Annotated in this window: 13 protein-coding genes; 12 read left to right on the top strand and 1 reads right to left on the bottom strand. The window is 69.8% G+C overall.

The features are described from left to right. The first annotated feature begins 43 nt into the window (after nucleotides 1-43). Together ACFWX1_RS13285 and ACFWX1_RS13280 are read left to right on the top strand one after the other, a co-directional pair. Nucleotides 44-763 (top strand): GAF and ANTAR domain-containing protein, encoded by a 720-nt coding sequence (locus ACFWX1_RS13285; protein ID WP_378386906.1) that lies wholly within the window; start codon nucleotides 44-46, stop codon nucleotides 761-763. A gap of 303 nt (nucleotides 764-1,066) precedes the next feature. Then, the gene (locus ACFWX1_RS13280; RefSeq protein WP_378386904.1) at nucleotides 1,067-2,029 is read left to right on the top strand and encodes a hypothetical protein; all 963 of its coding nucleotides are present in this window, start codon (nucleotides 1,067-1,069) and stop codon (nucleotides 2,027-2,029) included. On the opposite strand, the gene ACFWX1_RS13275 is transcribed toward ACFWX1_RS13280, so the two are convergent. Then, the gene (locus ACFWX1_RS13275; RefSeq protein ID WP_378386902.1) at nucleotides 2,030-2,674 is read right to left on the bottom strand and encodes a sigma-70 family RNA polymerase sigma factor; all 645 of its coding nucleotides are present in this window, start codon (nucleotides 2,672-2,674) and stop codon (nucleotides 2,030-2,032) included. A 290-nt stretch (nucleotides 2,675-2,964) separates the two neighbouring features. On the opposite strand from ACFWX1_RS13275, the gene ACFWX1_RS13270 reads away from it, so the two are divergent. From ACFWX1_RS13270 to ACFWX1_RS13225, 10 genes are all read left to right on the top strand, one after another. Further along, nucleotides 2,965-3,558, top strand: a complete 594-nt coding sequence (locus tag ACFWX1_RS13270) for an ANTAR domain-containing protein (RefSeq protein ID WP_378386900.1) — start codon at nucleotides 2,965-2,967, stop codon at nucleotides 3,556-3,558. Nucleotides 3,559-3,835: 277 nt separating this feature from the next. Then, nucleotides 3,836-4,483: a LuxR C-terminal-related transcriptional regulator gene (locus tag ACFWX1_RS13265; RefSeq protein ID WP_378386989.1), complete on the top strand. Its 648-nt coding sequence runs from the start codon at nucleotides 3,836-3,838 to the stop codon at nucleotides 4,481-4,483. A 286-nt stretch (nucleotides 4,484-4,769) separates the two neighbouring features. Next, nucleotides 4,770-5,768 (top strand): AraC family transcriptional regulator, encoded by a 999-nt coding sequence (locus ACFWX1_RS13260; RefSeq protein ID WP_378386898.1) that lies wholly within the window; start codon nucleotides 4,770-4,772, stop codon nucleotides 5,766-5,768. A gap of 220 nt (nucleotides 5,769-5,988) precedes the next feature. Continuing rightward, a complete protein-coding gene (locus tag ACFWX1_RS13255; RefSeq protein WP_378386896.1) occupies nucleotides 5,989-6,954 on the top strand; it encodes an ATP-binding cassette domain-containing protein in 966 nt (321 codons plus the stop codon). Further along, nucleotides 6,951-7,745 carry an ABC transporter permease gene (locus tag ACFWX1_RS13250; protein WP_378386895.1) on the top strand — a complete coding sequence of 265 codons (795 nt, stop codon included), beginning with the start codon at nucleotides 6,951-6,953 and terminating at the stop codon, nucleotides 7,743-7,745. Before ACFWX1_RS13255 ends, ACFWX1_RS13250 begins: the two co-directional genes overlap by 4 nt. Before the next feature lie 23 nt (nucleotides 7,746-7,768). Next, nucleotides 7,769-7,987 carry a DUF5988 family protein gene (locus ACFWX1_RS13245; RefSeq protein WP_378386893.1) on the top strand — a complete coding sequence of 73 codons (219 nt, stop codon included), beginning with the start codon at nucleotides 7,769-7,771 and terminating at the stop codon, nucleotides 7,985-7,987. Between the two features lie 58 nt (nucleotides 7,988-8,045). After that, the gene (locus ACFWX1_RS13240) at nucleotides 8,046-9,056 is read left to right on the top strand and encodes a 3-oxoacyl-ACP synthase III family protein (protein WP_378386891.1); all 1,011 of its coding nucleotides are present in this window, start codon (nucleotides 8,046-8,048) and stop codon (nucleotides 9,054-9,056) included. Then, a complete protein-coding gene (locus ACFWX1_RS13235) occupies nucleotides 9,053-11,050 on the top strand; it encodes a CocE/NonD family hydrolase (protein WP_378386890.1) in 1,998 nt (665 codons plus the stop codon). The genes ACFWX1_RS13240 and ACFWX1_RS13235 overlap by 4 nt, the downstream gene beginning before the upstream one ends. Beyond that, nucleotides 11,047-12,225 (top strand): hypothetical protein, encoded by a 1,179-nt coding sequence (locus ACFWX1_RS13230; protein WP_378386888.1) that lies wholly within the window; start codon nucleotides 11,047-11,049, stop codon nucleotides 12,223-12,225. The genes ACFWX1_RS13235 and ACFWX1_RS13230 overlap by 4 nt, the downstream gene beginning before the upstream one ends. Further along, the gene (locus ACFWX1_RS13225; RefSeq protein ID WP_378386886.1) at nucleotides 12,222-13,496 is read left to right on the top strand and encodes a glycosyltransferase; all 1,275 of its coding nucleotides are present in this window, start codon (nucleotides 12,222-12,224) and stop codon (nucleotides 13,494-13,496) included. The genes ACFWX1_RS13230 and ACFWX1_RS13225 overlap by 4 nt, the downstream gene beginning before the upstream one ends. The last annotated feature ends 25 nt before the right edge of the window (nucleotides 13,497-13,521 follow it).

Below are 13,521 nucleotides of genomic sequence, written 5' to 3'. Positions count from 1 at the left end.
GTGATCGTTGTAGGGTGTTCCGGGTGCGGAGGTGCGAGGGTCGATGCGTGACGACAGTCTGACCGAGGTACTCGTCGAACTGGCGGACACTCTGGTCGACGACTTCGACGTGCTGGATTTCCTCCACCTTCTTTCCCAGCGTTGTGTCGAACTGCTCGAGATCGACGCGGCGGGCGTGCTGCTGGCCGATCCCCGCGGCGGGCTGCAGGTGGTGGCCAGCGCGGACGAGGAGTCCCGGATCCTCGAGCTGTTCCAGCTGCAGACCGACGAAGGCCCGTGCGCCGACGCGTATCGTCTCGGTGCGGTCGTCGGCCACACCGACCTGCCCGAGGCGGAGGCCAGGTGGCCCTCGTTCGCGCTCAAGGCGTCCGCGGCGGGATTCCAGGCCGCCTACGCACTGCCGATGCGGCTGCGGTCCGACATCGTCGGCGTGCTGAACCTGCTGATCGGCGTGCCGGGGGCGCTCGACGGGCCGTCGATGCGGACCGCACAGGCCATGGTCGACGTGGCCACGATCGGTCTCCTGCAGGCGCGGTCGGCCCGGCACTACGACGTTCTCATCGAACAGCTGCAGACGGCGCTGTCCAGCAGGGTGGTCATCGAGCAGGCGAAAGGCTTCATCGCCGAACGTCTCGGCCTCGACATGGCGGGCGCGTTCACGGTGCTGCGCGGATATTCCCGGCGCAACAACCGGAAACTGACCGAGGTCGCCACGGCGGTCGTCTCGCGTTCCGAAGACGTCCAGGATCTCTTCTCCGCCTGATATTCCCGTGCGCGGCAGGCGTGCATTGTGCCGGTCACGGATTCCCGTGCATCGGAAAGTGCGGATGAAAATGCGTCGATAACTGCGTGCAGTAACAGTGCGCCCGATCGGCGGATGGTACCGGCACCCGGCCTTACTAACATCGGTGACGCTGTGGACGCCCGGGGTACGCAGATGTGCCGCGCCGGTGTAATCCCGTCCTGGACCCAGACGGCTGACTATTCGTCCGGTTGAAATAGCAGGAGCGTGGGAATTCCATGGATATCCGTCAGCGACCCGTGGTGCGTTCGGAGGTGGGGGGCGATGACCGCGCTCACTGATGAGGAACGGCTTCCGGTGCGGGTCGACACCGCCGACATCGACGACCTGGAGGCGGCCGTCGGGACATTCCGGGCACTCGATTACCGTCTCGGCGGCGGCTACTGCCGGGACGCGCTGCGGGTGCTGAAGACCAGCGGCCGCCTGCTGCGGCGGGGCCTGGTGCCCGAGCACCTCCGGGCGCGGCTGTGCACCGCGCTCGCCGACACGCACAACCTGCTGGGCTGGACCGAGTTCGACGCCGGGAACGCCAGGGTGGCCCAGCGTAGATTCGAGCGTGCGCTCGAACTGGCCACCGAGGCGGACAACGATGATCTGGTAGCGAACGTTTGCTACCGGCTCGGCAGGTTGCACCTGCACTACCACGCCGTCGGGGCGGCGATGGCGGACTTCGCCCGTGGCCAGGAAGCCGCGCGGCGCGCCGGATCGGCGCTCGCCAAGGCGATTCTTTCGGCCAACGAGGCGTGGGCATTCGCGTTGTGCGGCAACGCCGACGAAGCACTGGCGAATCTGAGCCGGGCGGCCGACGAGTTCGCGGACTCCCGGGACATGACGCCCGCGCCGTGGGCGGCTTTTTTCGGCGCGAACGACCTCGCGGCAATGGCCGGGACGGTGCTGACCGAGCTCGCCAGGACGGTCGACACCCAGCACGGTGCACGGGCGATTCCCGAGCTGACGAAGGCGATCGAGGGCTATGGCCCGGAGATGGCCCGCAGCCGCTCGTTGACGCTCATCTGGCTGGCGGTGTGCCACGCGCTGGCCGGCGATCTCGACGCGGCCACCGGCGCGGGCGCGGAGGCGATCGAGCTGGCGCGCGGGCTGCGCTCGGCGCGGACGCGGGATCGCCTGTGGCCGTTGGACGAGGCCGTCCGGCGGCACGGCCCGAGCCCGCGCGGTGGTGAGCTGCTTGAGCTGATCGGGCGATTCCGGATGCAACCGGCCTGGTGACTACGATGCGCCGAGCAGCGCGCTCTCCCGTGGCGGGGCGGCAGGGGCGGACCGGCGCAGCTTGGTCAACGCGCGGAACTGGGTGACGCGGACCGCGGCGGCGCTGGGCATGTTGAGTTTGGAGGCGGTTTCCTCGGCGGTGAACCCGAACAGCACGCGCATGCCGAGCACCTCCCGGTAGTTGTCGGGGAGCCGCTGGAGCATCCGCCTGAGCTGGCGTTGCTGGTCGAGGCGCTCGACCGCGTCCTCCGGCGGGACCGGTTCGGGGGCGGCCACGGCGTCGGGATCGGGCAGCGGCTCACACCGTTCCCGGCCGCGCCGCCGGAGCAGATCACTGATCTTGTGTGCCGCGACACCGAAGACGAATGACAGGAAGCGGTCGGTGCGATAGCGATAGCGTGGCAGTGCGACCAGCACCGCGACCAGTACCTCCTGGGTGCAGTCCTCGGCGCCGGCGCAGCCCGTCTCCTGGACGCCGAGCCTGCTCACGCAGTAGCGCAGCACCATCGGCCGCAGGACCTCCGCGAGGGTGTTCGTCGCCTCCCGCTCGCCGGTCACCGCGGCCCTGATGAGCCGCGCGTCCGGTCTGGTGAAAGTGCTCGCGGTAGGCAGGACGTGGGAAAGTTCCTGGGCATTCCCGCGCATTTCGGCTGCTCCCGGGTCGATCGCGTCGGTCGGAATTCCATTCGGAGTTCACGCTCGACCATCGGGGTCTGGGACAGCACGGGCGTACGGGAGCCAACCCTGCCGCATTGGCGGGGAGTTGTCCACCGTCGTGGGATCCGGTACCCGTTTGCGCGGGAAAGCCGATCGCGGACACGCTCGGCAACCGTTGCCCCGCGGTACCTGCTCTCGGGTGTGGTGGGCGGCCGGGGTTCGTGTTTCATTGTCCTGGCAAGGAAAGCCGGAAACGGTGCCGGGCGGAGGGAGCCGCGATGTGCGGCGAGCAGGTGATCGAGTCGATGATCCTATTGTCCGACACGTCGGCGCCGGATTTCGACGAGTCGAGGTTCGGCCGTTTCCTCGTCGAGCGGGCGCGGGAGCTGGCCGGGGCCGACGGCGCGGTGCTGCTGTTCGCCGGGGACGGCGGGCGGTTGCGGATGGTGGCCGACGCCGGAGTGGATCTCACGCGGGCCCGGCTGTGGCTTTCGGACTCCACTGTGGTGCCGTTGCGCAGGAGGACGGAGACGGTCGGGCTGCTGTGCCTCGTTCGTACGGATGGGCAGGGCGAAGACGCCCACGCACTGCGGGCGGCCTCCGCGCTTGCGGACGCCGCGGCGATCGGTCTCCTGCATCGGCAGCGGATTCGCGAGAAGGCGTCGCGGAGCGCGTCGTTGCAGGCGGAACTGGACCGTACGGTGGTGATCGCGCAGGCGACCGGCGTCCTGGCCCAGCGCTACAAGACCGATCCGGCGACCGGTCGCGACTCGTTGCTGGCGCTCGCGCGCTCCTGGCGTCAGCCGGTGGAGATCGCGGCGGCCGAAGTGGTCGCGTCCGCGTTCCGGCCACGTCCGGAAGGACCGGAGTGACCGCTTCGGCCGGGTGGCGGAGAATCTGCTCGGCTGAACGGCGGCAATTCGTGGTCACGAGCCGGACGGCATGCGGTAAGGGGATGAACACGGACGGTTTGCAGATTGCCGGTTTCGTCAGGGGCACGCTAATTTTTGGTCCCGGTGCGGGGATGTCGTGGCCGCGCGGGCGGCCGCAGTCGGAGGTGGAATGCTTGACCGGGGACACTGTTTCGCGCAGCGCGTACCGCATGCCGGGAATCCGGGAAGGAGCCGGAACCGGTAGGCGCCGATCGTGATGCGAATATTGCTGGTCCTGGGCTCGTCCATCAGCTCGAACGGAATCAGGAGAATTCTCGCGAAAGAGCCGGAAACAGAAGTCGTCGAGGATGTCACGCAAACGGGGAGCGACGTCTTCGCCGCGCTGGCCGCCGTGGAGCCGGACGTGGTTCTCGTCGACCGGGACCTGCCCGGCGGCGACGGGATCGCCGTCGTGGCCGATGTGGTCCGGTCCACCGGGAGGCGCGCGCCATGGGCGCTGCTTCTCGCCGACGCGTACCGCCGGGGTGACGCCGCGCGCGCCGCGAGGGCGGGGGCGCGCGGCTATCTGATCAAGAACCAGGAGGCGTGGACGCTCGGCGCCGCGCTGAAAGCCGTCGCGGGCGGGGAGGCGTGGCTTTCCCCGCAGGCGGCGGGGGAACTGCTGGAAGAATTCCGCGGTGGCCGCCCCGGCAGGCGGGAGCAGCGCGGGGCCACGCCCCTGACCGAACGCGAACGTGGCGTCATCCGCTTGATCGCGTACGGCTGTTCGAACCTCGAAGTGGCACGGGAACTCGGAGTGAGCGAGTCGACGGTCAAGACGCATGTGTCACGCATACTGGCCAAACTGGATCTGCGCAGCCGCACCCAGCTCGCCGCGTTCGCGCGTGACCTCGGCATAGCCTGACTCACTCCTCGCGAGAGGACCGGGAGTACGGGGCCCGCGAATTCGTTCTTTCGACCGATGCGAGTGCGTTGTCGCTGTCCCTACAATCGGCTGTGCTGCCGGCGTCGGCCTTCGTTTCGGGCGAGCCGGCGGTTTCGTGTGTAAGAAAAGCAGAGAATTCAGGGCGCTGGATTTCACCCCGACGGTGGATTCCGGCGCCTGGTCGCGGGTGAAGGATGATCACGAGGGCGCGACGACGCGACTTCCCTGGGGGGTTCACCGAACGATTCGAAGGTCGGAGGTCATTGTGGTCAGGGTCGAGGTCCCTGAGGCGTCGTTGCCCCTCGCGCGCCACGAGTTGTTCCACTGCGGCGATCCGGAGTACGTGAGGGAGGTGTGCGGCCGGGTCCTGTGTCCGCACACGCTCGAGGTCCTCGGGCAGGCCGGGCGGCTGGACGCTCGTATGCATTCGGTGCGGCTGCGGGACATGTCGGTGAACTACGTCGGCTACGGGTGCGACGTGCGCATCCGCTACGCGCCGCAGGACACCTTCTTCGCGGTGCTCATCCCGTTGACCGGGCGGGCCGAGATCCGCTGTGGTCCAGACCGGGTGCTCGTGGGGGCCGGGCAGGCGTCGGTGCTCTCGCCGACCGATCCGGTGACCATGCGCTGGACCGCCGACTGCACGCAACTGGTGCTGCGCATGGAACGCGCGTCGCTGGAGGCGCGGTTGAGCGACCTGCTCGGTGTCCCGCTGCGAAGACCCTTGCGTTTCGCGCCGTCGATGGACATCGGCTCCGGCTACGGCCGGAGCTGGCGCCGCGCGGTGGATCTGCTGGTCACCGAGCTGGACCGGCCGGGGACGCTGATCGAACAGCCGGTGGTCGCGGACCGTTTCGAGTGGACACTCATGAGCGCGTTGCTGGTGGCGCACGCGAACAACTATTCGAGCATGCTCACCGGTGACGTGGCCGTGGCGCCCTCGCGCGCGGTCAGCATCGCGCTGGAATGGATGGAAAGCCATCCGCAGTGGCGGCACACGACGGCGAGCCTCGCCCGCGAGGCCGATGTCACCGAACGCTCGCTGCAGCTGGGTTTTCGCAAGCATCTGAACATGCGGCCGATGGAGTATCTGCGCGAGATCCGGCTCCGCCGGGTGCACGACCAGTTGCGCGCCGCCCAGTCCGACGCGGTGACGGTGACCGCGGTGGCGGCCGAATGGGGCTTCCTGCACACCGGCCGGTTCGCCGCCACCTATCAGCGCCGGTTCGGCGAAAAGCCGTCGGAAACGTTGCGCCGTAGTTGATTTCGCGGCGGGCGGTACCGGGAGAACCTCGCCCGGCCGGCGCAAGGGGCCAATCAAAAACCCTCGTACGGCATTCGCCGGACGGGGGTTTCGGCTATCGGTGTCCGGTGGACATTCTCCAGGGATCGAACGCTTCGCTTCACGGATTGCCGCCCTCGCCCCGGCCCGAAGAGAATCGACGTATCGGCCGCGGTGAACGCGAGTGTCGCTGGAGGACTGTATGGCACGGGGTATTCGGGTGGAAGGTCTGGTCAAGCGGTTCGGGCCGACCGTGGCACTGGACGGGATCGACCTCGCCGCCGCGGCGGGCACCGTGCTCGGGGTGCTGGGCCCCAACGGTGCCGGGAAGACGACGGCGGTGCGGATACTGGCGACGCTGCTGCGGCCGGACGCCGGGGTGGCCATTGTGGACGGACACGACGTCGTTCGCGATCCGGTCGCGGTCCGCGAGGTGATCGGTCTCACCGGACAGTACGCGTCGGTGGACGGTGATCTCACCGGCACCGAAAACCTCGTCCTCATGGGACGGTTGCTCGGCATGTCCGCGCGGGCGGCGCGGGCACGGGCGGTCGAGCTGATCGAACGGTTCCGGCTGGGCGAGGTGACCGGCCGGGCGGCGAAGACCTATTCGGGCGGGACCCGCAGGAGGCTCGACTTGGCCGCGAGCCTGCTCGGGCGGCCGCGCGTGCTCTTCCTGGACGAACCGACCACCGGTCTCGACGCCCATGTGCGCCGGGAACTGTGGGACGTCGTCCGGCGCCTCGTGGCCGACGGCGTCACGGTGCTGCTCACCACGCAGTATCTCGAGGAGGCGGACCGGCTCGCCGACCGGATCGCGGTGTTCGACCACGGCAGGGTCGTCGCCGAGGGCACCCCCGGCGAGCTCAAGCGGCGGATCGGCGGGCACACGCTGCAGGTCCGGCCCGCGATTCCCGGCGACGTCGCCGTGGTCGCCGGGATCGTCGGGAAGCTGGCAGGCGCCGCGCCTGCCTACGACACCACCAGCGGATTGCTGACCGTGCCGGCCCGCGATCCGCTGGTGGTGTCCACTGTGGCCAGGAAGCTGGATCAGGCGGGGATCGCCGCGGATGAACTCGCCTTGCGGCTGCCCAGTCTCGACGAGGTGTTCCTTTCGCTCACCGGTACGCCCGGCGAGCGGCCGGTGCCGGAGGGAAGTGCGGTATGAGCGAGACGGAGGCGAGGCGGCACGTCGGGCCCGGCGACGCCGTGCGGCACTGCGCTGTCCTTTGTGGACGTGGACTGCGGAAGATCCGGCGCAACCCGGAGCATCTGGTGGATGTGACCGTGCAGCCGGTGCTCTTCCTGGTGATGTTCGGTTTCCTGTTCGGCGGCGCGATAGCCGGGGACACCACGTCGTACCTGCGTGCTCTGGTGCCCGCCCTGCTGGTGCCGACCGTGCTGCTGGCGAGCATGTCGGCCGGGGTGGGCCTCAACATCGACGTCGACCAGGGCGTGTTCGATCGCTTCCGCAGCATGCCGATCGCCCGCGCCGCACCGCTGGTCGGCGGGGTGCTCGCCGACGTGGTCCGCTACCTGCTCGCGTTCGGCACGGTACTCGCCGTCGGCACGGCGATGGGATTCCGGATCCACACCGGACTGTTCGCGACGCTGGCGGCGGCCGGGCTGCTGGTGGCAGCCGGGCTGTGCTTCTGCTGGGTGACCGTCTACATCGGAATGGTCGTCCGCCGCCCCGATTCGGTGCAGGGTGTCACGATCGCGCTGTTCATGCCCTTCGTGTTCGCGAGCAATGTGTTCGTCCCGAGCGCCAGTATGCCGGGCTGGCTACGGGCCTGGTCCGGGGTCAACCCGGTCAGCCTGCTCGCGGACGTCATGCGGGGGCTGCTCGCCGGAGGCCCCGTCGCCGGCCCGCTCGCCGGGAGTCTGCTGTGGATGGTCGTGATTGTGCTGCTGTTCTTCCCGCTCGCCATGCGGGCCTACCGGAGACGAGCCGGCTGAAACGAAGAGGAGGTGAACGAGCCATGGGCGCGGCTGAACCGAGTGTCGACGTGTGCCTGAAAGGCGGTCCGGACGGGGTCCCCGACCGGATGAGCGTCCGTTTTTCGGAATTCTCCGCGAGGTACCTGAAGATTCCGTTCCGGGCAGGGTACGAACATTTCGTGCTGGATCGCGAATCGCCAGGGGGATGCGACGAAGCTCCCGTTTTCGTCTGGTGCGACCGGACGAAGGTCGCCGAATAACAAGCTCCAGGAATTCCTTTCCCAGGTGAATTGTGTCCCCAGAAAGGTCACCCATGTCATGAACACCGCGATTCTCGGAACCGGCTCCTACCTGCCGGAAACGGTCCTCACCAGCGAGACGCTCGGTAAGCGCCTCGGGGTGGGGGAGCAGTGGATCTTCGACAAGACGCTCATCGCGGAGCGCCGCGTCGCCGCCCCCGACGAAGCGACGTCCGACCTGGCCTCGGCGGCCGCCCACCGGGCGCTGCACGCCGCGGGCATCGCCGCCACCGACCTCGACCTGATCATCGTCGCGACCTCGACCCCGGACCAGCCGATGCCCGCGACAGCGTGTGCCGTCCAGGCCCAGCTCGGCGCCGTCCGCGCGGCGGCGTTCGACGTCGATTCGGTGTGCTCCGGGTTCGTCTACGCGCTGGTGACCGCGCACGCGATGCTCACCGCGGATCCCGGCCCGCGCACCGCGCTCGTGATCGGCGCCGACATCTACTCGCGCATCCTGGACTACTCCGACCGGCGTACCTGCGTCCTGTTCGGTGACGGCGCGGGCGCGGTGGTGCTCGGCAAGAGCGGCACCGGGCGCGGGCTGCTGGCCAGCACCCTCGGCTCCGACGGCACGCTCGTGGACATGGTCGGCATTCCCGCCGGCGGCAGCCGCCGTCCGGCCAGCGCGGAAACCCTCGCCACCGGTCAGCACCATTTCGCCATGAACGGCAGGGGAGTCCGCGACTTCGCCGCGCGGGTCGTGCCCGAACTCGTCGCCGACGTGGTGAAGGCGGCCGAACTCGACATCGCCGACGTCGACCTGCTCGTGCCCCATCAGGCGAACGGGACGATCCTGCACGAACTGGCCGACACCATCGGCCTGCGGCCGGAGCAGATGCACCTGACGATCGAGCGCTACGGCAACACCGGCGCGGCGTCGGTCCCGATCACCCTGGACGACGCGGTGCGGACCGGGAAGGTCTTCGCGGGCGACGTCGTCTTGCTGATCGCCTTCGGCGGCGGGATGAGCTGGGGCGGCGCGGCCCTGCGCTGGGCGGGGCCGAGGACGCGGGAGGACCTGTGGTGACGCGTCCCCCGATCCGGTTCCCCCGGTCGCGCCCGCCGCGGTACGAGGTCGAGTTCACCGGTGACGTCCGCATCCCCTCCAGCGTGCCGGGGCTGACCCTCGGCGGGGACCTGTACCTGCCGAAGGGCGCGGGCCGGGTGCCCGCGCTGGTGACCGTCCACACCGGACGGAAGGACGGGCTCGGCGGGATCGCGGCCCGGAAATACCTGCGCTACTTCGCCGAGCGAGGCTACGCGGTGCTCTATGTGGACAGTTTCGGCATCGGGACCTCCGAGGGCGTGCCCCGGCCGATCCTGAGCCCGGAGGAGGTCGACGACGGCGTGTCGGTCGTCGAATGGGCGGCGGCGCAGCCGTGGTGCACCGGCCGGGTCGGCATGTGGGGCCTTTCGCACGGCGGCATGACGACGCTGGCCGTGGCGAGCAGGCAGCCACCGCACCTGCGGGCGATCTTCCCGGTGATGGGCTGGACCGACGCCGAGCGCGACCTCGTACACCCGGCGGGCCTGCGCGGCGGAATCGGGATGTTCGGGCATCTCAGTCTGTACAACATCTTCTGCGCGCTTCTGCCTCCACTGCGGGAGCACGACAAGGCCGAATACGAGACGTTGTGGAAGGAGCGGCTCGAGAAGTTCGAACCGTGGTTCACCGATTCGTGGCTGCACCCGCCGGGGCATCCGGTGTGGGAGCAGCGCCGCGTCGACGCCGGCAGGATCACCGTGCCGTCGCTGTGCGTCGCGGGCTGGCGTGACCTGTTCTGCGCGTCGATGATCACCGCGTACCAGCAGATCCGCGGCCCGAAACGGCTGCTGGTGGGGCCGTGGCTGCACACCTTCCCGGACGTCGCGGGCGTCGAACCGGTGCCTTCGGCCGCGCTGGCCTGCGCCTGGTGGGACCGGTGGCTGCACGGCGAAGTGCCGCGCACGCGGGAAAAGTCGGCGACCTTCTTCGTCCAGGGCGGTGCGGGCCGCTGGGTGCAGGCACCGCGCTGGCCACCGGAGAAGACCGGGGACCACGTTTTCGTCGCCGCGCGCTCGGGGCATCTCTACCGGTCGAGCCGCACCGGGCGGTCGTCCGCGGTCGTGACCACCGGCTGCCGGAGTGACGACACCGTCGGCGCGCTGAGCGGGCTCACGAATCACCCGATCGACAAGTTCGGGTATCCGCTCGACCAGCACGAGGACGACACCCGGTCGCTCGCGTTCACCAGCGCGCCGTTCCCCGAGCCGGTGCTGGTGGCGGGCAGCCCGGTGGCGCGGGTCATCATCACCCCGGCCACCAGCGCGTCCCGCTGCGTGGTCAAGGTGACCGATGTGGACGAACAGGACCGGTCGGTGCTCGTCTCGATGGGCGTGGTCGACCTGGATTCCTTGCGGCCCCGGCGAAACGGGTCGCCCTACATCGTGCAGGTGCGGCTCGACCCGACGTGTTACCGGGTGGCGGCGGGGCACCGGCTCCGGCTGGTGCTCGCGGTGGCCGACGTCCCGAGGCTGTGGCCTGCCGGGAAGCCCGCGACGCTCGGCGTGCGTGTCATCCAGGCGTCCGGGGACTACGTCGGCCTGGCCGCGGAGGGCTACGGCGCGAACACCGCGACGACGCTCAGGCTGCCGGTGTGCGATCCGGATTCGCTCACCGACGTCCTCGTGGATCCGCCGGAACGACGGACGTCCGGCGCCAGGGACGTCCCGAAGGACCGTTGGGAGGTCACGCGCGATCACCTCGGCGACGCGGTGCGGCTCACCGTGGCGAAGGAGGACCGGGTCCGCTACGCGGAGGGATCGCTCGCCATGAAGACACTGCTCGGTTTCGAGGTGGCCAACGGCGACGCGGCGGGCGCGCGGATGCGGGCGTCGGGGGAGAAGACCGCGGCGACCTCCGACGGCGGCCGGGCGACTGTCCGCGCCGAGATCGACATGCGGGCCGCCGCCGCGACCGTGACCGCGGAAGTCCTGATCAACGGAACCCCTTTCTGCACCAGAGAATGGACCCTGTCATGACCATGGTGGAACGTCCGCTGAACTACCTGGAGCTGGCGCATTTCAACCGGGTCGTCATCATGGCCGCCGAGTACGAGGGCGACCTGGACCCCGAGGCACTCGACCGCGCGTTCCGGGCGTTGTGCGCCGCGCATCCCGTGCTGCGCGCGAGGATCCGCGGGGCGGGGCGCGACGCCGTGATGCGCGTCGAGGACGGCCACGTCCCCGAGTTGCTGATCCTCGACGAGGCTCCCGATGTCCTGACGAAGATCGTCGAACTGCCGTGGGACGCTTCGCAGGCTGTCGCGGACCTCGTGCTCGTGCGGGGCGAGCGCCACGGATATCTCGCCCTGCGCGCGGACCACTCGATCGTCGACGCCAACGGCTGGCTCGGCTATCTGCGCGAGTTGCTCCGGTTGTTCGCCGCCGGGGACGCGGGGTCCGCCGAGCCGGTGGGCACGCTGCCTGCCCCGCCCGCGGAGCTGTTCCACGAGCGGCTCGGTCTCATACCGTACGACCGGCGGCTGTTCCACACTGCGGGCCCGTCGATCCTCGACGGCGAGGGCGGGCTGCTCAGCGGGTACCTCCGGCTCGACGAGGAGGAGACGAGCTGGATCCGGCGGACCGCGCGGCGGTACGGCACGACCGTGCACGGGCTGGTCAGCGGGGCGATTCTGCTCACCCAGCGGGCGTTCGCGGGTGGCCGCGACCCGGTCCCGATGTTCTCGGTGTCCCCTGTGGACTTTCGCGGGCGGGTCGAACCGCCGGTGGGGGAGCTGGAGACGACCAACTTCATGCTCTCCTACGTCGCCGAGGTCGACGTCTCGACGCGGATGAGCCCGGTACTGGTCGGGCAGTCGGTGAAGGCGCAGATGGACGCGGCGCTGGAGAGCGGCGAAGGGGTGCGCGCGGGCGCGCCGCTCAAGAGCGCGCTCGACCGCAACCTGTCGTTCGCGCTGGTCAGCAATCTCGGTGTGGTGCCGGAGTTCCCGATGCCCGACGGTGTCGAGGTCGTCGAGACGCACATTCTCAACACCGTCGACGACACGCTGTTCCCCGGTTATTACGTGTCGACCTACCGTGGCAGGCTGACCGTCCTTTATGTACTGACGAAGCGGTTCTTCACCGAGGAGGACGCGGAGGCCATCGCGCGGGAACTGCGGGAGCAACTGCTCATCATCGGGGCGTCGTCGTGAAGGTCCTGCTGATCACCCACGGCAGCAGGGGCGACGTCCAGCCGTTCACCGCGCTCGCGATGGCGCTGACCAGAGCCGGGCACGAGCCGGTGCTGGCGGGCCCGGCGTCGGCGGTCGCGATCGCCGAGCCGCATTGCGCCAGGATCGTGCCGCTGGATGACGGGACCAACAAGCTGGTCGGCGACCGCAGGGCGTGGGAGGCGGTGGAGAACAATTTCCGTGGCCTGCGCGGAAAACTCCTCGGCCTCGAGTTCCTGCGGCACAATCGCGCGGCGATGAGCCGGGTGTTCGACGACCTCGCCGCGCTGGCCTTCGCGGTGGCCGATTCCGGGGACGTCGATCTGGTCGTGCACCAGGTCAACGTGCCGGGGGACGCGATCGCGGAACTCCTCGGCGTGCCGGCGGTCTCGGTGTGTCTCCAGCCGTTCTGGGTGCCGACGCGGTCGTTCCCCGATCCGCTGTTCCCGTTCCCGCTGCCCGCCGCGCTCAATCGCGCCTCGTACCTGTCGACACGCCTGTTCGTCCGCGCCTTCACCGGTGGGACCGGTCGCTGGCGCACGGAAACACTGGGCCTGCCGCGTCGCCGGTCCGGTGTGTTCCGCCGCCCGGACGGCGGGCCCGCGACGGTGCTGCAGGGCTTCAGCAGGCACGTCCTGCCCGCGGGGTCGCGGTATCCGGATTCGGTGCACACGCCGGGGTTCTTCTTCCTTCCCGGCCCGGCGGGCTGGACTCCGCCTGCCGAGCTGATGGCGTTTCTCTCCGCCGGGAAACCGCCGGTCTACCTGGGTTTCGGCAGTATGGTCGGCAGCGATCCGGTCCGGACCGGCCGGATCGTCCTCGACGCGATCCGCGGGGCCGGGGTGCGGGCGGTGCTGGCGGTCGGCCGGGGCGGGATCGACCCCGGGGAACTGGGCGACGACGTCTTCTGCCTCACCGACGTCCCGCACGACTGGCTCTTCCCCCGGATGGCCGCGGTGGTGCACCACGGCGGAGCGGGCACGACGGCCGCCGCACTCGCCGCCGGGCGCCCCCAGGTGGTCTGCCCGTTCATGTTCGACCAGCCGTTCTTCGCGCGGCAGATGCAGCTGAGCGGCGTCGCACCCGCACCGCAGCCGCTGCGCACGCTGACGTCCGACGACCTGGCCGCCGCGATCCGCCGGGCCGCCGGTGATCCGGGCCTCGCCGCGCGGGCGGAGCAGCTCGGCCATTTGATCCGCGCGGAGGACGGCGTCGGCACGGCGGTCAAGATCCTGGAAACGGTCACGGGCTGACGCCCGCACGAGAGACTCGGACTTA

The sequence above is a fragment of the Amycolatopsis sp. NPDC059021 genome, assembly GCF_042739895.1.
Lineage (GTDB): Bacteria > Actinomycetota > Actinomycetes > Mycobacteriales > Pseudonocardiaceae > Amycolatopsis.
The sequence above is the reverse complement of the archived record's forward strand: the minus strand, read 5'-3'. Positions and strand labels throughout refer to the sequence as shown.